At 33.2% G+C, this 18,575-nt stretch carries 18 protein-coding genes; 9 read left to right on the top strand and 9 right to left on the bottom strand.

Annotated features, from left to right (window positions below):
• Positions 1 to 429, bottom strand: a complete 429-nt coding sequence (locus ACVCZW_RS10005; RefSeq protein ID WP_452232328.1) for a hypothetical protein — start codon at positions 427 to 429, stop codon at positions 1 to 3.
• A gap of 176 nt (positions 430 to 605) precedes the next feature.
• Here ACVCZW_RS10005 and ACVCZW_RS10010 point away from each other — a divergent pair, with 176 nt between their 5' ends.
• Both ACVCZW_RS10010 and ACVCZW_RS10015 read left to right on the top strand, forming a co-directional pair.
• Positions 606 to 1,133: a phage tail protein gene (locus ACVCZW_RS10010; RefSeq protein ID WP_452229242.1), complete on the top strand. Its 528-nt coding sequence runs from the start codon at positions 606 to 608 to the stop codon at positions 1,131 to 1,133.
• A gap of 89 nt (positions 1,134 to 1,222) precedes the next feature.
• A complete protein-coding gene (locus ACVCZW_RS10015; RefSeq protein WP_452232329.1) occupies positions 1,223 to 4,075 on the top strand; it encodes a T9SS type A sorting domain-containing protein in 2,853 nt (950 codons plus the stop codon).
• 54 nt (positions 4,076 to 4,129) lie between these two features.
• Here the strand turns inward: ACVCZW_RS10015 and ACVCZW_RS10020 are convergent, their stop codons facing one another.
• Complete coding sequence (locus tag ACVCZW_RS10020) at positions 4,130 to 4,600, bottom strand: Lrp/AsnC ligand binding domain-containing protein (protein ID WP_452229244.1); 471 nt, start codon at positions 4,598 to 4,600, stop codon at positions 4,130 to 4,132.
• A 218-nt stretch (positions 4,601 to 4,818) separates the two neighbouring features.
• Positions 4,819 to 6,183: a saccharopine dehydrogenase family protein gene (locus ACVCZW_RS10025; RefSeq protein WP_452232330.1), complete on the bottom strand. Its 1,365-nt coding sequence runs from the start codon at positions 6,181 to 6,183 to the stop codon at positions 4,819 to 4,821.
• A 77-nt stretch (positions 6,184 to 6,260) separates the two neighbouring features.
• Between ACVCZW_RS10025 and ACVCZW_RS10030 the strand changes: the two genes are divergently transcribed.
• The 3 genes from ACVCZW_RS10030 to ACVCZW_RS10040 all read left to right on the top strand — a co-directional run bounded on the left by ACVCZW_RS10030 (position 6,261) and on the right by ACVCZW_RS10040 (position 9,316).
• Complete coding sequence (locus ACVCZW_RS10030) at positions 6,261 to 6,653, top strand: DUF423 domain-containing protein (RefSeq protein ID WP_452229246.1); 393 nt, start codon at positions 6,261 to 6,263, stop codon at positions 6,651 to 6,653.
• 63 nt (positions 6,654 to 6,716) lie between these two features.
• Positions 6,717 to 8,330: a phosphoenolpyruvate carboxykinase (ATP) gene (gene pckA, locus ACVCZW_RS10035; RefSeq protein WP_452229247.1), complete on the top strand. Its 1,614-nt coding sequence runs from the start codon at positions 6,717 to 6,719 to the stop codon at positions 8,328 to 8,330.
• Positions 8,331 to 8,422: 92 nt separating this feature from the next.
• On the top strand, positions 8,423 to 9,316 hold the full coding sequence (locus ACVCZW_RS10040; protein ID WP_452232331.1) for a T9SS type A sorting domain-containing protein: 894 nt from the start codon (positions 8,423 to 8,425) through the stop codon (positions 9,314 to 9,316).
• 72 nt (positions 9,317 to 9,388) lie between these two features.
• Here ACVCZW_RS10040 and ACVCZW_RS10045 read toward each other — a convergent pair whose 3' ends face one another.
• Together ACVCZW_RS10045 and ACVCZW_RS10050 are read right to left on the bottom strand one after the other, a co-directional pair.
• Complete coding sequence (locus ACVCZW_RS10045; protein WP_452229249.1) at positions 9,389 to 10,138, bottom strand: uroporphyrinogen-III synthase; 750 nt, start codon at positions 10,136 to 10,138, stop codon at positions 9,389 to 9,391.
• Positions 10,139 to 10,161: 23 nt separating this feature from the next.
• A complete protein-coding gene (locus ACVCZW_RS10050; protein WP_452229250.1) occupies positions 10,162 to 10,812 on the bottom strand; it encodes a DUF4271 domain-containing protein in 651 nt (216 codons plus the stop codon).
• A 107-nt stretch (positions 10,813 to 10,919) separates the two neighbouring features.
• Between ACVCZW_RS10050 and ACVCZW_RS10055 the strand changes: the two genes are divergently transcribed.
• Genes ACVCZW_RS10055 through ACVCZW_RS10065 form a run of 3 tightly spaced genes read left to right on the top strand, consistent with a single transcriptional unit; the run spans position 10,920 to position 13,483 of the window.
• Entirely contained in the window at positions 10,920 to 11,642 is a 723-nt protein-coding gene (locus tag ACVCZW_RS10055) for a polyprenol monophosphomannose synthase (protein WP_452229251.1), read from the top strand.
• Between the two features lie 9 nt (positions 11,643 to 11,651).
• Positions 11,652 to 12,998, top strand: a complete 1,347-nt coding sequence (locus tag ACVCZW_RS10060; RefSeq protein ID WP_452229252.1) for a dihydroorotase — start codon at positions 11,652 to 11,654, stop codon at positions 12,996 to 12,998.
• Positions 12,998 to 13,483 (top strand): DUF4296 domain-containing protein, encoded by a 486-nt coding sequence (locus ACVCZW_RS10065; protein ID WP_452229253.1) that lies wholly within the window; start codon positions 12,998 to 13,000, stop codon positions 13,481 to 13,483. The genes ACVCZW_RS10060 and ACVCZW_RS10065 overlap by 1 nt, the downstream gene beginning before the upstream one ends.
• A 1-nt stretch (position 13,484) precedes the next feature.
• On the opposite strand, the gene ACVCZW_RS10070 is transcribed toward ACVCZW_RS10065, so the two are convergent.
• Positions 13,485 to 14,546, bottom strand: a complete 1,062-nt coding sequence (locus ACVCZW_RS10070) for an NAD-dependent epimerase/dehydratase family protein (RefSeq protein WP_452232332.1) — start codon at positions 14,544 to 14,546, stop codon at positions 13,485 to 13,487.
• Positions 14,547 to 14,579: 33 nt separating this feature from the next.
• Here ACVCZW_RS10070 and tyrS point away from each other — a divergent pair, with 33 nt between their 5' ends.
• Positions 14,580 to 15,887, top strand: coding sequence for a tyrosine--tRNA ligase (gene tyrS / locus ACVCZW_RS10075; protein WP_452229255.1), 1,308 nt, complete (start codon positions 14,580 to 14,582; stop codon positions 15,885 to 15,887).
• A gap of 286 nt (positions 15,888 to 16,173) precedes the next feature.
• Here the strand turns inward: tyrS and ACVCZW_RS10080 are convergent, their stop codons facing one another.
• From ACVCZW_RS10080 to ACVCZW_RS10090, 3 genes are all read right to left on the bottom strand, one after another.
• Positions 16,174 to 16,614, bottom strand: coding sequence for a YHS domain-containing (seleno)protein (locus ACVCZW_RS10080; protein ID WP_452229256.1), 441 nt, complete (start codon positions 16,612 to 16,614; stop codon positions 16,174 to 16,176).
• Between the two features lie 51 nt (positions 16,615 to 16,665).
• Positions 16,666 to 17,646 (bottom strand): LuxE/PaaK family acyltransferase, encoded by a 981-nt coding sequence (locus ACVCZW_RS10085; RefSeq protein ID WP_452232333.1) that lies wholly within the window; start codon positions 17,644 to 17,646, stop codon positions 16,666 to 16,668.
• A gap of 127 nt (positions 17,647 to 17,773) precedes the next feature.
• Complete coding sequence (locus ACVCZW_RS10090; RefSeq protein WP_452232334.1) at positions 17,774 to 18,520, bottom strand: T9SS type A sorting domain-containing protein; 747 nt, start codon at positions 18,518 to 18,520, stop codon at positions 17,774 to 17,776.
• Positions 18,521 to 18,575: the final 55 nt, after the last annotated feature.

Genomic DNA, 18,575 nt, shown 5'->3' on the forward strand with positions numbered 1-18,575 from the left:
TTAAGGTTTGTATAAAGGACTAGTGGGATCACAATTATCTGGGCATGGAGTAGTAAAATCGTATACACCACTTCCTTTAATAGCTTCCTCTTTTTCTTCTGTTGTTTCGGGACATACTTTATCTATTACTAAATCTTTATGTATTCCTTTTTTATCTTTTAATGTGCCTACAAGAAGTAATTTTTCAGTTAAAGCGGAAGGTTTCTCGTTCGCAGGACGTTCAATTGCCATATAAGCACGAACGCTGGAATCTGTTAAATCCTTTTTAATGAAATAGTTACCATCCGATTTTTTGGTTAAAACGGCCATCTCTATTAGGCAATCTATAAGATCAACGGCAGGAATTAGAAATGCTTTAGCATGAGATTTATTCTCTTCTTGCCATTTTTTTACCCAGTCTTTTGCGTCACAGATTTTAATTGTACTCATAATTTAAGGTTTATTTATTAATAGACTTTAAAGCTACAAGATATTTTTATTAAAACAGATAAAAATAAAAAAACAGGTATTTCTACTCGGTTTTTATATCAAGTAAATTCGCTTATGCATAAGCGCTTAATAATCAGTACTTTTGATTTATTATTAACCAATTAAATAAATATATTATGGATCCATTTATGGCACAAATTATTTTGTTCGGAGGCACTTTTGCACCACGTGGGTGGGCATATTGCGACGGACAATTATTATCAATTTCGCAGTACAGCGCTTTATTTTCTTTAATAGGGACTACTTATGGGGGAAATGGAAGAACAACATTTGCTTTACCCGATTTAAGAGGTAGAGTTCCTGTACATGCTGGGACAGGTCCAGGGCTACCAACTATAAAGTTGGGGGAAAAAGGAGGTGAAGCAACTGTGATACTTAAAACGACCGAAATGCCTATGCATAATCATGTTGCAATTACTCGCGCTGTGAGCCCAATTCCTAGAGGAGGTGGAGCAGTAGCAAATCCGGAAAACGCTTACAATGCAGATGGTGGTGTTTATGCAGCGGGAGCAAATGCACAAATGGCTGCAGATGCTACAGTTGTCGGGGATGCTGGTGGTAGTCATCCACATAACAATATGCAGCCTTATACCAGTATAAATTATATTATAGCATTACAAGGTGTTTTTCCATCTAGAAGCTAAAAATATAATATAATCAAACTGAATTAAAGGATGCTGCCAAATTGTTTTTTGTCGGTATCCTTATGCTATTAATTTTAAATATGTTTATTATGAAAAAAGAATACAATTTAAAAAAAGCAATCTTCAAAAGTATTCCTGTTTTTTGTCTTTTGCTATTGTTTAGTTATTCTGTAAACGCTCAGAATATAAATTTTACTATTGATATGGCGCAAGATGATGGCGTAAGTATTACGGAAACACTAATAGTAGGATCTGATACGTATGTGTTGCTAATTGATGTTCCTGATTCAGGAGCTGAGACTTTATTTGAATTAAGTAGTGGTGATTGGGGGTTTTATTATGGTAGTGGCGGGGATAATGTAAATACATTTACTCTTACACTTACTAAGAATGGGATTTCTACAAATTTTAAATTAAATGGAATCGATTATGATACGGTAGAGGATGGATTTATATCCATTTTAAATCCAGATAATGCAGAGATTTCAGGGAGTCAACAATATCTAGTGGGTTTTGGTGCAATTAATATAACGAATCCAGCTAATGCTGCAGATATTAGTGGTTTTAAGATTATTCAACCGGATGTTTCTGATAATACCGATTTTGTATTCCATAATATTAATGTGGATATAATACAAGCTTGTGTTCCTCCTGCGGGAACAGCAACTTTTGTTAGTCAAAATTGCGGAGCAGGAACATTTATGGCTAATGTAAATGTAACGGATTTAGGAGGTGGCACGCCATCTATTTTTGATGGTACAACAGCTACCACAGTTCCTGCAACAGGTGTTTACAATTTTGGACCTTACCCAACAGGCACGCCAATAAATTTTACTTTACAACATGGAGGTGATACGGATTGTGATGTAGATTTAGGCTCCATATCAGATACGTGTCCGCCACCTTGTTTAGCTCCAATAGGAACAGCGGCCTTGAGTTCTCAAGATTGTGTAGCTGAAACATTTTTTATTGAAGTAGATGTAACAAATTTAGGAAGTGGAGGAAATCCAGTAATATTTGATGGTATTTCATCTATACCTATTACAGCTACAGGAATTACTATACTAGGACCTTATTCAAGAGGAACAGTAATACCAATTATTTTACAACACGGCAGTGACATTACTTGTGATGCAGATTTAGGAATGGTTTCTTCTACATGTGATGAAATTATTTTCACTATAAATACCGCTGTCGATGATGATGTAGCGGGTGTTATAACAGAAACAATTGTTAAAGATGGAGATACTTATGTGTTAACAGTAGATCATCCTGGTAGTGAAACACTAGATAAACTTACTTCAGATTGGGTTTTTTATCTTGGTTCTAGTGGCGCAAATACAATAGAGCCATTTGTTTTAAATATAACAAAAAATGGATTTCCAACTAATTTCACTTTAAAAGGGATAGAGTATAATACTGGAGAAGCGGGTATAATAACTCTTACAAACCAAGATGACGCTGAAATAGCTAACCCTATATTATACCCTACGGGCTCTGGAACAATAAGTATTTCTAATACAACAAATGCTTCAAATATTTCAAGTTTTAATATTGTGCCTAATGATGCGGATGATTTAATTGATTTCGGATTTGATAATATTAAAGTAGATATTTTGGATACTTGTGTGGCAGGAGTTGCAACAGCAATTTTAGGAATTCAAGACTGTTTAACTAGAGAGTTTTTTGTAGCTGTAGATGTTGCCAGTTTAGGTAATGGAAGTCCAGCGATATTTGATGGTACAATAAGTACTCCAATTACTACAACAGGAACGATGAATTTTGGGCCTTATGCGTCTGGAGCATCCGTAAACTTTACATTACAACATGGAAATGATGTTACCTGCGATGTCGATTTGGGAGCTGTAACCTTTACGTGTCCAGTACCTGCTAATGATTTATGCACAGGAGCTATTGCTGTAACATGCGGTGAAACGGTTACTGGTTCAACAATTAACGCGACAGATAGTGGAGATAACCCTTCTAATGATGTGTTTTATTCGTTTACCGATACCGTACTGCAGGATGTTGTTTTATCTCTTTGTAATTCTACTTATGATACATTTATTAGAGTATTTGATGATTGTCCACAATCTAATCAAATTGCATTTAACGATGTTTCCAATGATTGTCCTAGTGGTCAATCTGTAGTTACTTTTACTGCGCAACCAAACATAACATATTATATTATGTTAGAAGGTAATGACATGGATGCTGGTGAATATGAGATGATCGTAAACTGTATTCCAAATGAACCAGCTCCAGGAAATGACTTATGCGCAAACCCAACAGCACTTATACTTGCTGCAACATTAACAGGAGAAACTACAGCGGGAGCAACCGATAGCTCAACAGGTGAAGATGATGATACAAGTTGTAACCCATATACATTTAAAGCCGATGTTTGGTACACTTTTGTAGCGCCATTATCTGGAGAGGTTACTATAGAAACAACAACTTCGGGTACATCTACAGCGGCTAGTATTGCTTTATACCCAAATTGTGGGCAATTAGATGCTGAAGCATTAGGGTGTGATATTGGAGATGCTACAGGAGCAAGTCTAGTTGTTACAGGTTTAACTTCTGGTGTCACTTATTATATTAGAGCATGGAGTGATGGTGTTGCCGGATTAAGCAGACGACGTCTAGAAGGTACTTTTGATATCATCGCATTTGATCCAACGGCATTAGCAATAACCGATTTGGATAACGATACTTCATTTAGTTATTATCCGAATCCAGTAAATGCAACGCTAATATTGAATGCTAATAGAGAAATATCTAATGTGAAGGTCTTTAATATGATAGGGCAAGAAGTATATAATAAAATAACAAATAGTTTAGAATTGGATGTCGACATGTCTAATTTACAAACCGGTGCTTATTTTGTTAGCGTAACTATTGGTGATGTAACCAAGACCATACGCGTGATAAAAGAATAGCTAATTAGTAAAAATAGTTTTAAAAAAGCTCCTAAAGTAATTTAGGAGCTTTTTTTATATCTTAATTTGTCGGTCAATTTGTTGGTCTAAAGAGATGAAGGTTTCTGTTCTTGATACGCCTTCAATAGATTGAATGTCTTTGTTTAAAACATGCATAAGGTGTTCATTGTCTTTACAAAGAATCTTAATAAAAATACTCCAGTTTCCTGTGGTGTAATGACATTCTAAAACTTCAGGTATTTTTTTAAGTTGTTTTACCGCTTCAGGATTGCTCATGGCTTTGTCAAGATATACACCAATATAAGCCATGGTAGTATAGCCCAATACTTTTGGGTTTATTATAAATTTTGAACCTGCTATTAATCCAGATTTTTCTAGTTTACGAAGTCGTTGATGAATAGCTGCACCAGAAATACCAACACCTCTAGCAATTTCAAGAATTGGTGTTCTTGCATCTTCCATTAAAGCGCGTAGTATTTTCTTGTCTATACCATCTATAAGAATGTTGTTATCTATCGTTTTCATTACAATTTGTTTGTATTTCCGTAAAAACGAAAAATTGTTTCATATTAAAACATAAATGTACAGAAATGATTTGGAACTGAAATAAGATTTCGCGTTAAGGATTGAAGTGGCATCCTTTTTTGAGGTACGAGAAAAAGATATAACGGAAAGCCTGACATTTTTTTCCTGCAAGGTTTTAGAAACCTTGCAGGTTTAAAAAATGAAACGCCATAAAAATTTTAAACGTGTAAAGGATTGTAGCCTAGATACGGCACTTCTTTTTCGTGAAAAACAATACCGTACTCTTCTAATTCTTTTAATATTGTTGTGTACACCTCTTTATTAATTGGGATTTGTACACCTGGAGTTGTGATTTTTTCGTTTAGAATGGCTAGTGTTGCTATTGCTACTGGTAAGCCAACGGTTTTTGCCATTGCGGTATAGGTTTGGTCTTCACCAATGGTTACCATGGTTGCATCTATTTGGTGTTTTTTACCATCTAATTCGTACCCAAACTTGTGGTACATAACAATCATATCTTTATCGTCTGGATCTAATGTCCAGCTATCCATTAATATTTTTTGTAGAATTTGTGCAGGAGTTGCTTTTTTAAGCGCTACCATTTTAGTTTTACTAAAAAGGTCTAACTCTAGATATTTATCCCAAACCACATCATCTTGGTCTATTTTAAGTGCGTGTCTAAATTTTAGCTCTACAGAATCTGTAGGACTATATGGTAAAAACGCATTTACAAAATCACGATAGCTCATGTTTTCGCTATCGTCTATGGTGTAGCTATCATCTGTCATACCTAATTGCACAAATACATTCCATGCTCTAGAAAAGCCAACGCGTCTAATAGTACCTCTGTAAAGCGTTTTTATAGTATCTAAACCATAAACACTTTGGTATTTTAGGGAATCTCTATTGGCATACCCTTCAAATTTACCATAGCCTTCTACTTCTAAAAATTCGGTACGTCTAAAAAGTCTATTGTATGGTATGTATTTATAGGTATCTTCTTGTAGAAATTTTCCGGCGCCACCTTGACCTGCTAATACTACGTTTCTAGGATTCCATGTAAATTTGTAGTTCCATAAATTATTATCACTTTCTGGAGCAACTAGTCCGCCAGTAAAAGATTCGAATAAAATCATTTCGCCGCCTTTTTCTCTGATTTTATCAATGACTTGCATGGCGCTCATATGATCAACTCCTGGATCGACGCCAATTTCATTCATAAAAACAAGCCCTTTGTCTTTTGCAGCTTTATCTAATGCTTGCATTTCTGGACTTATATAAGAAGCAGTAACCATATTTTTATTAAAAGTAATGCAGTCTTTGGCAACTTCTATATGAAATCTAGCAGGTAGCATAGAGACTACAATATCTGCGTTTTGTATGGCTTCTTGACGGGAATTTTTATCAAAAACATCTAATAAAATAGCTTGGGCATTTTCATGATCCCCAATTAGTTTTTTAGCGTGTGTAAAGTTTATATCGCCAACTATAATTAATAAGTCTTCTGTATTTGATTTGTCTAATAAATATTTAATAAGGTAAGAGGATGATTTTCCGGAACCAATGACTAAAATCTTTCGCATAATGAGAATTGTTGAGTAATTTTGTAGTTACGAATGTAATAAATACTGTGGCTAAATTAAACGAAATACATAATTATATGAACAAAAAATTATTAATTACCGGTGCTGTTTTTGGTGTAATAGGAATTATACTAGGTGCATTTGCTGCGCATGGCTTAAAAGAATTAATTTCGGAAGCGTCTCTACAGTCTTTTGAAACTGGTGTGCGTTACCAAATGTATCATGCCTTTTTACTTATAATATTGGGAAGTGTACAAGTGATACCAGAAAAAGCCAAAAAGACTATTTTTATACTAATAGTGGTAGGTGTTTTGTTTTTTTCAGGATCCATTTATGGTTTAGCAACAAATGCACTAACCAGTGTTGATTTTACTAAAATTGCATTAATTACACCTTTGGGAGGCCTTTTGTTAATTATGGTTTGGGTTATAATGTTGATAAACTTTTTAAAACTAAAGGCGGATAATTAAGGTTTTAGATGGCTACTTTAAAATAAAGTTTTAATTTTGCATCTTAAACAACACAATTAAAATATGGTTAATCATACTCAAGTAACGAAAACGATTTCGTTAGAACAATATGGAATCAAAAATGCAAAAGTTAATTATCAACTTTCACCAGGGCAGCTTCATGATATTACTGTTGAAAAAAAACAAGGTGTTACGGCTTCGTCAGGAGCGCTAGCAGTAAATACAGGAGAGTTTACTGGTAGGTCACCAAAAGATAGGTTTATAGTTAAAGATGATGTCACTAAAGACAGGGTATGGTGGGGAAACATTAATATTCCTTTTGATTCAGACAAATTTGAAAAGCTATATAATAAGGTAGTAGACTATTTATCTAACAAAGAAATTTTTGTAAGAGATAGTTATGCTTGTGCAGATAAAGATTACAAATTAAATATTAGAGTAATAAATGAGCATCCTTGGACGAACATGTTTGCTTATAATATGTTTTTACGCCCAACGGAAGAAGAGCTAAAAGACTTCACTCCAGAATGGACTATAGTAAATGCTCCAGGTTTTATGGCAGATCCAGAAGTAGATGGAACACGTCAACATAACTTTGCTATTTTAGATTTTACTAGAAAAATCGCTTTAATTGGTGGAACTGGTTATACCGGAGAAATTAAAAAAGGAATTTTTTCTGCATTAAACTTTATACTTCCAGTATTTAAAAATACATTACCAATGCACTGTAGTGCAAACGTAGGTAAAGATGGAGATACTTCTATTTTCTTTGGTCTTTCTGGTACTGGAAAAACAACATTATCTACAGATCCAGATAGAAGTTTAATTGGTGATGATGAACATGGTTGGACTGCTGATAATTCGGTGTTTAATTTTGAAGGAGGTTGCTATGCTAAAGTCATTAACTTATCTCAAGAACAAGAACCTGAAATTTATGCTGCAATTAAAAGAGGAGCTATTTTAGAAAATGTAATAATGGATGATAAGGGAGTGGTAGACTTTGCTGATACTTCTATAACACAAAATACAAGAGTTAGTTACCCTATTTATCATATTGAAAATATACAAAAACCTTCTATAGGTAAAAACCCAAAAAATATATTCTTTTTAACAGCAGATGCTTTTGGTGTGTTGCCTCCAATTTCGAAGTTAACTCCTGGGCAAGCTGCATACCATTTTATTTCTGGTTATACTGCTAAAGTTGCAGGAACAGAAGCAGGAATTGATGAACCATTACCAAGTTTTTCTGCTTGTTTTGGAGCGCCTTTTATGCCGTTACATCCAACAAAGTATGCCGAAATGTTAAGTCAGAAAATGAAAGATTCTGGAGTTAATGTTTGGTTGGTAAATACCGGTTGGACTGGTGGTCCTTACGGCGTTGGATCTAGAATGAAATTAAAATATACTAGAGCAATGATTACTGCTGCTATGGATGGAAGTTTAGAAGCTGCAAATAAAGATAGTTATCATGTACATTCTGTTTTTGGATTGAAACAACCAAGAACCTGTCCTAATGTGCCAACCGAAGTGTTAAGTCCGAGAAGTACTTGGAATAATGACGAAGGGTATTACAAGACAGCTTATAAATTATCGGACTCTTTTAGAGCTAACTTTAAACAGTTTGAAGCCAATGCAAATCAGGAGATTATGGATGGAGCTCCAAATGTGGAGAAATAAATAGGTGAACTACGGTAATATTTGTTGAAGAGTAATAGTAGTGTTTTTTTTATAACTTAACTTTATACCTATAAATTATAAAGCTATTAATTATGAAAAAAACACTACTTTTTTTGGCTACTGTTGTAGCCATGCAAATTGAAATTCAGGCACAGTCAACTGCTGTGCCAAATGCCGATTTTGAACAATTTCTAATCGCAACTACTACTATTAATGGACCATTAGATGGTTTTATTTTAAACAGTGAAGCAGCAGCAGTTACTGGAACGCTTAATTTAGGTGGATCTCCACCTTATAATGCTATTAATGATTTCGCAGGTATTGAAGCATTAACAGGTATTACAGGTTTGGTTATTACGTATAACGCCGCGGTAACAAGTTTAGATGTTTCTGCTAATTCAAGTTTAACATCTCTGGACACGGAAGGGTGTACTTCTTTGAGTAGTATTATAACAGGAGCAAACACCACTTTAAGTCAAGTGCTTATTCCAGGATCTCCAGTTACAAGTTTAGACTTGTCGGGAAATACTAGTTTAACTGAAGTGGATGTAAGACAAACCGGTTTAGTTACTTTAGATATGCGAAACGGTAACAATGTTAATGTAACGGCATTTGATTCTCGTTTTACTCCAACACTTACTTGTGTTTTTGTGGATGATAAAAATGCAGCATATTTATCTACTTGGATGACTGGTAGTGGAACTTTTGTGGATAATGAAGCAGAATGCAATACACTTTCGGTTGCAAGTGAAGGAGGATTAGCGTTTGATATGTTTCCAAATCCTGCTAAAAACAGAATCTATGTGGCATCTAACTTACAAGAATCTCAGATTCAGGTGTATGACATTACAGGGAAGTTAGTCTTAAAAACGAAAATGCAGTTTGGTGAGAATGCTTTAGATATTAGTGCAATGGCTCCAGGAGTTTATTTAGCAAGAATATTAGCAGACGGTAAATCGCAAACTAAAAAATTAATAATTCAGTAAATGAATTAAAGTATGAACCAAAAAAAATCGCAACATGTACATGTTGCGATTTTTTTTTGGACTAGTTTTAAACTATTTCCCTTTATTTATTTTGTTGATGTACTTTTCTAAAGCCATCGTCATAGAAGGTGTTTCTGGCGTTGGTGCCGAGATGTCTACACGCAGTCCATGCTCTTCTACCGCTTTAATAGTAGTGTTACCAAAAACAGCTATTCTAGTATCATTTTGTTTAAAGTCTGGAAAATTCTTGAATAAAGAATCTATTCCTGAAGGACTAAAGAATACTAAGATGTCATAAAATACGTCCTCTAAATCAGATAAATCACTGATTACTGTTTTGTAAAAAACAGCCTGTTTCCAATCCACGGCTAAACCATTTAGTATTTCAGGAACTTCTGGTTTCAGTTTATCTGTAGTTGGTAATAAGAATTTTTCGTCTTTATATTTTTTTATGGTTGGAGATAACTCTGAAAAAGTTCGCTTACCAACATAAATTTTACGTTTTCTATATACTACGTATTTTTGTAAATAGTAAGCTACAGCTTCCGACTGGCAGAAGTATTTCATGCTATCAGGTACTTTAAAACGCATTTCGTCTGCAACTCTAAAAAAGTGGTCTACAGCGTTTCTGCTTGTTAAAATAATAGCAGTGTAATTGCTTAAATCTATTTTTTGTAATCTGATTTCTTTTGCAGGAACTCCTTCTACATGAATAAAAGGTCTAAAGTCTATCTTCACTTTTTGCTTTTCTTGCAAATCAAAATAAGGCGAATTTTCTATTTTAGGTTCTGGTTGAGATACTAAAATGGTTTTGACTTTCATATAATAGCTAGCTTTTTTAAACCTTACTTGTAATCTATAAATAACTTATATAATACGAGATAAGGCGAAATTTCAAGAGTGCAAAGATACAAAATAAAATACAACAAATTGGATTTTATCAAACTTTGATAGGTCTTGTAGGAAGCAGCTATACTAATGCAATTAATTAGTAAAAAAACAAGACCAAGAATTTGTAGTATAATAGGTGACGGTGTGACGCTAAATAATAAAATGAAGTTAACGGGTATGAGCAGTAAACCAATAAAGTTTTTATAGCTCATTTTTTGAAATACATAAAAATCTAAAATGGTTTCTACATCAAATAAGCTTCCTAATAAGCGTTCTATAGATGTTTTTGCCAATATTATTACTGCAATTCCTATAAATACTTTAATTAAAAAAGTGGGGATGTCTTCAATTTCTCCAACAAAACTTTGGTACATCAAAACACTAAAAATAGAACTAGAGATTAATAAGTTTATAAAAAGTAAGGCATCAAAACCGTCAATGGCTTTTATCTCTCTAGAGTATACTTTTAAATATCTAAAATTACCTAGTATATAAACAAAATCATTAAAGCGTTTTGTAAACAGCACTTTTGCAGTGGCAACTAAAACTAGACAAAGTACTAGTAATATGGTGAAAATTTCATTAGATATAATTTCGCGAAGCATACGGTAAAATTATTATAAATAATCCTATTCTTCTTCCATTTTTTAAGGAAAATTTAAAAAAAAGTAATTTTTAAATAGCTTACATTTGCTAAAATTAAATGCCTTTTATGCAAGACGCTATTGTCATCATACCAACATACAACGAAATAGAAAATATTGAGGCTATTATTAAAGCGGTGTTTTCTCTTGAAAAAGCATTTGATGTTTTGGTGGTTGATGATAATTCTCCAGATTTAACAGCGCTAAAAGTTAAGGAACTGCAAGCGCAATTTCCGGAGCGTTTACATCTAGAGGTGCGAAAAGAGAAATCTGGATTAGGTACCGCATACATTCATGGTTTTAAATGGAGTTTGGCAAGAACGTATCGTTATATTTTTGAAATGGATGCAGATTTTTCGCATAATCCAAAAGATTTAATTCGCTTATACCATGCATGCCATATAGATGGAGTAGATTTGGCTATTGGTTCCCGTTATGTAAAAGGTGTAAATGTGGTAAACTGGCCAATGAGTAGAGTTTTACTCTCTTATTTAGCTTCCAAATACGTGCGTTTTGTCACTAGAATGAAAATTCATGATACTACCGCTGGATTTATTTGCTATAAAAGGGAAGTGTTAGAAGCATTTGATTTAAATACCATAAAGTTTACAGGATATGCGTTTCAGATAGAAATGAAATTTAAAGCATATTGTAAAAAGTTTAAAATAAAAGAAATTCCAGTTATTTTTACAGATAGAACAAAAGGAGAATCTAAATTAAGTTCAGGAATCATTTCTGAGGCTATTTTTGGTGTCATCTCTATGAAATGTAAAAGTCTATTTATAAAGTAAAATTAAGACATGCAATACAAACAAACACTTATTAAGAACGCAAAGATTGTGAATGAAGGAACTATCTTTCATGGTGATATTCTTATTGAAGGCGAATACATTAAAGAGATAAGTGAATCCATTAGTGCGAAATCTGCAGATGTTCACATTTTTGATGCAGAAGGTAATTACCTGCTTCCTGGTGTTATTGATGATCAAGTACATTTTAGAGAACCAGGATTAACGCAGAAGGCAAATATAGAAACGGAATCTAAAGCTGCAATTGCTGGAGGAATTACGTCTTTTATAGAAATGCCTAATACCAATCCGCAAACCACAACCATAGAAAAACTTAACGAAAAATTTGAGATAGCCAGAAAAACGTCGTCTGCTAATTATTCTTTTATGTTTGGTGGTACTAATGATAACCTGGAAGAAATTTTAAAAGTAGATCCGAAACAGGTTGCGGCATTAAAATTATTTTTAGGTTCGTCTACAGGAAATATGTTGGTAGATAATCCTGAAGTTTTAGAAAAAATATTTTCTAGCACAAAACTACTTATTGCTGTGCATTGTGAAGATGAAGCAACGATTAAAAAAAATCTTGCGAAATATGTTGAAGAATTTGGTGAAGACATACCAATAAAACATCATCCAGATATTAGAAGTGAAGAGGCTTGTTATATCTCATCGTCTAAAGCAATAGAACTTGCAAAAAAAACAGGAGCTAGACTACACGTTTTTCATCTTTCTACAGCGAAAGAGACGAGTTTGTTTTCGAATAAAATTCCGTTGAAAGATAAAAAAATTACTGCTGAGGTTTGTGTGCATCACTTGTGGTTTACAGACGAAGATTATGATGCTAAGGGAACTTTTATCAAATGGAATCCTGCGGTGAAATCGCAAAAAGATAAAGATGGTTTATGGAAAGCATTGTTAGACGATAGAATAGATGTTATAGCAACAGATCATGCACCACATACTTTAGAAGAAAAGAATAATGTGTACACCAAAGCACCTTCTGGAGGTCCGTTAGTACAGCATGCGCTTCCTGCAATGTTAGAAATGCATCACAAAGGGAAAATCACGTTAGAGAAACTAGTAGAGAAAATGTGTCATAATCCTGCTATATTATTTCAAGTAGAAAAACGTGGATATATAAAAGAAGGTTACTTTGCAGATTTAGTAATAGTAGATTTAAGTAATCCTTGGACCGTTAAAAAAGATAATATTTTATACAAATGCGGTTGGTCTCCTTTTGAAGGTACTACCTTTAAATCTAGAATTACACACACCTTTGTAAATGGAAGTTTAGCGTATAAAAACTTTAAGTTTTATGATGTTAAAGCTGCTAAACAATTAACTTTTAACAGATAATGAGAAACGTATTATATACATGCTTTGTGTTGCTATTAGTATCTTGTTTTAATCAGAATAAGCCTAAAAAACCAGATAATCTTATTTCTAAAGATAAAATGGTTCGTGTAATTGTGGATATGTCTGTGTATAGTTCTGCCAAAGGAGTGAATAAAAAAGTGCTTGAAGAAAAGGGTGTTAAATTACAAGAATATATTTATGAAAAGCATAACATAGATAGTGCGCAATTTGCTGCTAGTAATTATTACTACACGTACAACCCGGAAACATACGAAGACATCTACAAGCAAGTTAGAGATAGTTTAACCAAACTGAAAGCGGAGTACACTGCCTTGGACAAAATAGAAACTAAGGAAAAGAAAAGAAAAGATTCTCTAAAACGCACTAAATTAAAACTAATGCCTGAAAAAGGTGCCTCTTTAAAAGACTCGGTAACGAGTGCTGCGTTTAATAAAAACAAAAAGGCACTATTAAAAAAGAATTAAATTATTGTTCTTTTAAAAATAAATTAGAAACCGTTTCTATACTTTTTTCTAACGGTATAAATTTAAAGTCTAAAGCATTTATAATTTTTTGGTTACTATAATTGGTAATCGTTAAAGCCGTTTTAGCATTTTGTTTTGTTAAGCTTCTTGGTTTTCCTGTTAAAAAACTTTTTAACCAATCTGTTCGCCAAGCCATTTCAAGCATTAAGGAAGTAGCTCTTTTTTTTGGCGCTTTTACTTTTAAATGTTTAGCGGCAATTTCTGTAAAATGTTGAAAGCTTATATTTTTAGCGACTATAACAAAACGTTGGTTAATAATATTACTTTGCATTAGCTGTAACATAGCCGTTACAACATCTTTTACATCTACATATCCAGTAGTTCCAGTAACGTAATAAGGGAATTTGTTATGCGCTTTTTTAAAGAGTAAACCACTACCGCTGTTCCAGAAACCAGCACCTATAATAATCCCAGGATTTACAATTACAGCATCTAATCCTTCTTGGGTGCCACGCCAAACTTCCATTTCTGCACCATATTTTGTAATGCTATAAACACTATTATCAGCTTCCGGATTCCAAAACGTTTCTTCGTCTATAAAACTATTGTCTTCATGGTTTCCTAGAGTAGCAATAGAACTTACATAGCACAATTTTTTAATATTTTTTGCAAGACATAAATTAACAATATTTGCAGTGCCTTCAATATTCGTTTTTCTAAGTTTATGGTAGTCTTTGGGATTAAAAGAAATAAGAGCAGCACAATGATATACCTGTGTGATATCTTGAAATACATCTATTAAAACAGGAATGTCTAATATATCGGCTTCTATCCATTCGATCTTATTAAAAACAGTACTAACATCTTCCGTGAAATAAGAAAATACTTTTTTTACGGTCTGTAGTTTTTCTTCACTTCTATAGATAGCGCGAACCTTTTGATTGTTCTTAACCAATTCATAAAGCAAATGTGATCCTACTAGACCTGTTCCTCCTGTAACTAAAACCATAAAACAAAAATAGTCTTTTTTGTTATTCTCTTTCCTCTTTTGAAGGATAAACATATCTTTGCTAGACTTTAGAATAATATACAAGAAATGAACTATAATATAGTAGAAGAATTAACGTGGAGAGGAATGGTACATGATATCATGCCCGGAACAGAAGAGCAATTAAATAAAGAGATGACAACGGCTTATATTGGTTTTGACCCAACGTCAGATTCATTACATATTGGTAGTTTAGTTCCAATTATTTTATTAATGCATTTAGAAAAAGCAGGACATAAGCCAATTGCGTTGGTTGGTGGAGCAACAGGAATGATTGGAGATCCTTCTGGTAAAAGCGATGAACGTAATTTACTAGACGAAGCGACTTTAAATCATAATGTTGCAGGAATTAAAAAGGTGTTATCTCGTTTTCTTAACTTTTCTTCGGAAGAAAAAAATGCACCAATTTTAGTGAATAACTACGATTGGATGAAAACATTTAGTTTTATAGACTTTGCGCGTGATGTTGGTAAACGAATTACCGTGAACTACATGATGGCAAAAGATTCTGTAAAGAAACGTTTGTCTGGTGAAGAAGGAAACGTTGGTATGTCTTTTACAGAGTTTACCTACCAGTTAATTCAAGGATATGATTTTTACCACTTATACAAACAGCACAATTGTTTGTTGCAAATGGGAGGAAGTGACCAATGGGGAAACATTACTACTGGAACAGAGTTAGTAAGACGTATGAATGTTGGCCAAGAAGCGAAAGCGTTCGCCATGACATGCCCTTTAATAACCAAAGCCGATGGTTCTAAATTTGGTAAAAGTGAAGGAGGAAACATTTGGTTAGATACCGATAAAACTTCGGTATACAAGTTTTACCAATTTTGGTTAAATAGTAGTGATGAAGATGCCGAAAAGTATATTAAAATATTTACCTTTTTAGATAAAGATACTGTGGAAGCTTTAATTGTGGAACATAAAGAAATGCCGCACGTTCGTTTATTACAAAAGCGTTTAGCAGAAGAAGTAACCACATTAGTACATTCTAAATCTGATTTTGAAAATGCCGAAAAAGCATCCAACATCTTATTTAGTAAGTCTTTTAAAGAAGATATAAATACCTTAGATGAAAACACTTTTTTAGATGTGTTTGAAGGTGTGCCTCTAGCAGAAGTTGCTAAGCAAGAAATTGAAGAAGGTTTAGATATGATTGCTGCATTGGCTGCACAAACGAACTTTTTAGCATCGAATGGAGAAGCACGAAGAGCTTTAAAAGAAAACTCGGTTGCGGTTAACAAAGAAAAGGTTAAAGAAGACTATAAGATTACTAGTGAAGACTTAATTAATGGTACTTATGTCGTTATTAATAAAGGAAAACGTAATACCTATATTATAAAAGCTATTTAGGTTTTTGTTAATTATGCTCCTTCCTTTAGTTAAAGGAAGGTGGATTTAGATAAAATCAAATTTCGGATGGTTTGTGGAAAAAGAGCGAAGCTTTTTTTAATTACTATTATAATAGGCAACAAACCCGTATTCGAATGTTTTTTATCAAAATATAGAAGACTTATAGAATAAAAGAAGCCTGACTATTTTCATAATCAGGCTTTAAAAACTAACCAATTTACTAAAAACTAATTTTTCTTTTTCTTAGCATTTAAATAGTCGGTGTTATTTCTAAATACTTACAGAATTAGTGTTTTATTTTTTCCCAATTTTCATCTGCCTTTATTTTTAATTCGTTAGGATTTTCTGCATGCCAAAGATCCAAGGTGTTAGTTCCCCAAGCATTATAGAAAAGATATAATTTACCATCGCGAATTTCATAGGTTTCTGGATCGATACTTACTTTTTGCGACTTTACTCCAACAGCATACGCACAATAACCACCATATTGCGGCATATATTTTTCCGGATTTTTAATAAACGTATTTAAGTTTTCTTGGGTAGTAAAAAGGTAAGTTACGGTATCCTGAGTTGTTGCGTATTTTTTATTTCCTTCTACTGCTTCGTTGTTAAAGTATGCAACGACATCATAACCTGCAGCAGCTTTTCCTTTTTTTGTGTTATAATCTATTTCTTGTGCGAATATAGTTCCTGTTGTGATAAAAAATAAAAAGATAAGCGTTCTCATAAGTTGTTTTTCTATGAGTCGTTTTAATGGAATACTAATTACATAAGGGAATTACAATACCATCAGGTTACAGCCTCTTATGTCGCTATTATCAAACCTTCCTAGTATTTCAAAAGAACCATCGCTGCTTACTTTTGCTAAATCTTGGGTTGCTATAAAAGAACAGGAATTTATATTTGCTAAATCGATTACGTTTAGTCCTCCAGTTTTTCCAGGCGTTTGAATGGATAAGGCATCTTCGGTGTCACGTGTTAAAACTTGCATCCAATTAGGACAATTAAAAACGCCATTTCCGGTAGAATATGCCTGACTTAATAATTCGGTCATACCATATTCACTATGTATCTTTTGCACGCCAAAGCCTTGTTTTAAAATGTCGTGTAATTCTTCACGTATTAATTCTTTTCGTCTTCCTTTCATACCACCAGTTTCCATAATAATGGTGTTTTTTAATGCAAAGGAATGGTTTTCTACTAAATCTAATAATGCAAAGGAAACACCAATAAGTAATACTTTTTCACCTTGTTTATCTAAGGTTTCTAATTTGCTTTTTAAAGCGGAAAGATTATCTAAATAAAAGCCGCTTTCGGGTTTGTTAGACTTTTTAATCATATCATTAACCATATAGACTAGCGAAGAACCTTCCCGTTCTAAGTAGTTAGGTAATAAAGCAAGAATGGTGTAATCCTTAATGTCACCATAAAAGTGTTTAAAACCGCTTCGGAAGCTTTCCTCATAAATAGAAACATTAGTCACTTGATGTTTGCTAGTTACGCTTCCTGTGGTACCACTACTTGTAAATGTTTCTTCAATTTCTTCCGAAGCACTTAATATAGCATGTGTTTTAAAAAATGAAATTGGTAAAAACGGAATCTCTTCAATACGTTTCACATCGCTAGGATGGATATATAATAAATCGCAAAAAGAACGATATACAGCATTGTTTTCAAACTGAAATTTAAAAACTTGTAATGCTACAGTTTCAAAATCTGTCTGACTTTTAATGTTGAAAATGTCTTTTGTGTTTATCATGACTATTTTGTCAGTTCAAGTGATTTTTAGTTGTTGAAATACTAAAAATTATATCGAGAACAAAAGTAGGTAAAATAAAAAAGCGTCACTCTATGAGCAACGCTTTTTATATGATGTAAAATAGAAATTATTTAATCACTAATTTTTTAGTAGTGCTATTTCCATTTTGAGCAATTCTTAAAATGTAAACTCCAGCGTTTAAGCTAGAAACATTTAAAGTTTGGTTTGTAACGTTTTTTACTAATACTTGTTTTCCTAAAACGTCAAAAACAGAAACGTTTACCGCTTCGTTGTTGTTTATTTTAATGTTTACCGTTCCATTTGTTACTGGGTTAGGGAATACAGAGAAAGTTGCAGCTTCATTTTGGTTTACAGAAAGAGTTGCGCTTTTAACTAAAACTACATTATCAATTAAAACACCATCTCCTGATGTGCTTTTAACAGAAAAAATAACTTCTAAATTTCCAGCGAGTGGAGTAAACACGTAAGTCATTTGTGTCCATGTTGCAGAACTTAAAGAGGTATAAGAAGTATACCCAGAATAATTTCCATCATGAAAAGCATTTCTAATTTGTCCGTTTCCTTTTACATAATAAGTTAAAGTATATTCTTCGTTAGTAGAAGTTATTGCTTCATTAGTAAAACGTTTGTGGCTACTACCAGCAGATAAAGCAACAGAAGAACTGCCATCCTGTGCATCCATAGATTGTGTTACAGCAGATAATGCGATACTAGATTTAGAACCATGCCAATTTGTTGGTACGTCTGTAGAACCTGTTCCTGTCCAAGTTTCAAAACTAGTGTTAGTAAGTTCATTTTGACCAAAAGAAATAGTGGTTACAATAGTAAATAATAATAAGTAGATTTTTTTCATAATATATTAATTGTTTTTAGGGGTAATACGGCAAATAGTATGCCATTTAGTTATG

The organism is Lacinutrix sp. MEBiC02595 (assembly GCF_053601555.1).

What these genes read in the sequence shown, in the direction of transcription:
- ACVCZW_RS10010 (WP_452229242.1), top strand. Translation starts at nt 606, where the DNA reads ATGGATCCATTTATGGCACAAATTATTTTGTTCGGAGGCACTTTTGCA.
- ACVCZW_RS10060 (WP_452229252.1), top strand. Translation starts at nt 11,652, where the DNA reads ATGCAATACAAACAAACACTTATTAAGAACGCAAAGATTGTGAATGAA.
- pckA (WP_452229247.1), top strand. Translation starts at nt 6,717, where the DNA reads ATGGTTAATCATACTCAAGTAACGAAAACGATTTCGTTAGAACAATAT.
- ACVCZW_RS10090 (WP_452232334.1), bottom strand. Translation starts at nt 18,520, where the DNA reads ATGAAAAAAATCTACTTATTATTATTTACTATTGTAACCACTATTTCT.
- ACVCZW_RS10020 (WP_452229244.1), bottom strand. Translation starts at nt 4,600, where the DNA reads ATGAAAACGATAGATAACAACATTCTTATAGATGGTATAGACAAGAAA.
- ACVCZW_RS10085 (WP_452232333.1), bottom strand. Translation starts at nt 17,646, where the DNA reads ATGATAAACACAAAAGACATTTTCAACATTAAAAGTCAGACAGATTTT.
- ACVCZW_RS10080 (WP_452229256.1), bottom strand. Translation starts at nt 16,614, where the DNA reads ATGAGAACGCTTATCTTTTTATTTTTTATCACAACAGGAACTATATTC.
- ACVCZW_RS10015 (WP_452232329.1), top strand. Translation starts at nt 1,223, where the DNA reads ATGAAAAAAGAATACAATTTAAAAAAAGCAATCTTCAAAAGTATTCCT.
- ACVCZW_RS10070 (WP_452232332.1), bottom strand. Translation starts at nt 14,546, where the DNA reads ATGTTTATCCTTCAAAAGAGGAAAGAGAATAACAAAAAAGACTATTTT.
- ACVCZW_RS10055 (WP_452229251.1), top strand. Translation starts at nt 10,920, where the DNA reads ATGCAAGACGCTATTGTCATCATACCAACATACAACGAAATAGAAAAT.
- ACVCZW_RS10045 (WP_452229249.1), bottom strand. Translation starts at nt 10,138, where the DNA reads ATGAAAGTCAAAACCATTTTAGTATCTCAACCAGAACCTAAAATAGAA.
- ACVCZW_RS10050 (WP_452229250.1), bottom strand. Translation starts at nt 10,812, where the DNA reads ATGCTTCGCGAAATTATATCTAATGAAATTTTCACCATATTACTAGTA.
- ACVCZW_RS10030 (WP_452229246.1), top strand. Translation starts at nt 6,261, where the DNA reads ATGAACAAAAAATTATTAATTACCGGTGCTGTTTTTGGTGTAATAGGA.
- ACVCZW_RS10025 (WP_452232330.1), bottom strand. Translation starts at nt 6,183, where the DNA reads ATGCGAAAGATTTTAGTCATTGGTTCCGGAAAATCATCCTCTTACCTT.
- ACVCZW_RS10065 (WP_452229253.1), top strand. Translation starts at nt 12,998, where the DNA reads ATGAGAAACGTATTATATACATGCTTTGTGTTGCTATTAGTATCTTGT.
- ACVCZW_RS10005 (WP_452232328.1), bottom strand. Translation starts at nt 429, where the DNA reads ATGAGTACAATTAAAATCTGTGACGCAAAAGACTGGGTAAAAAAATGG.
- tyrS (WP_452229255.1), top strand. Translation starts at nt 14,580, where the DNA reads ATGAACTATAATATAGTAGAAGAATTAACGTGGAGAGGAATGGTACAT.
- ACVCZW_RS10040 (WP_452232331.1), top strand. Translation starts at nt 8,423, where the DNA reads ATGAAAAAAACACTACTTTTTTTGGCTACTGTTGTAGCCATGCAAATT.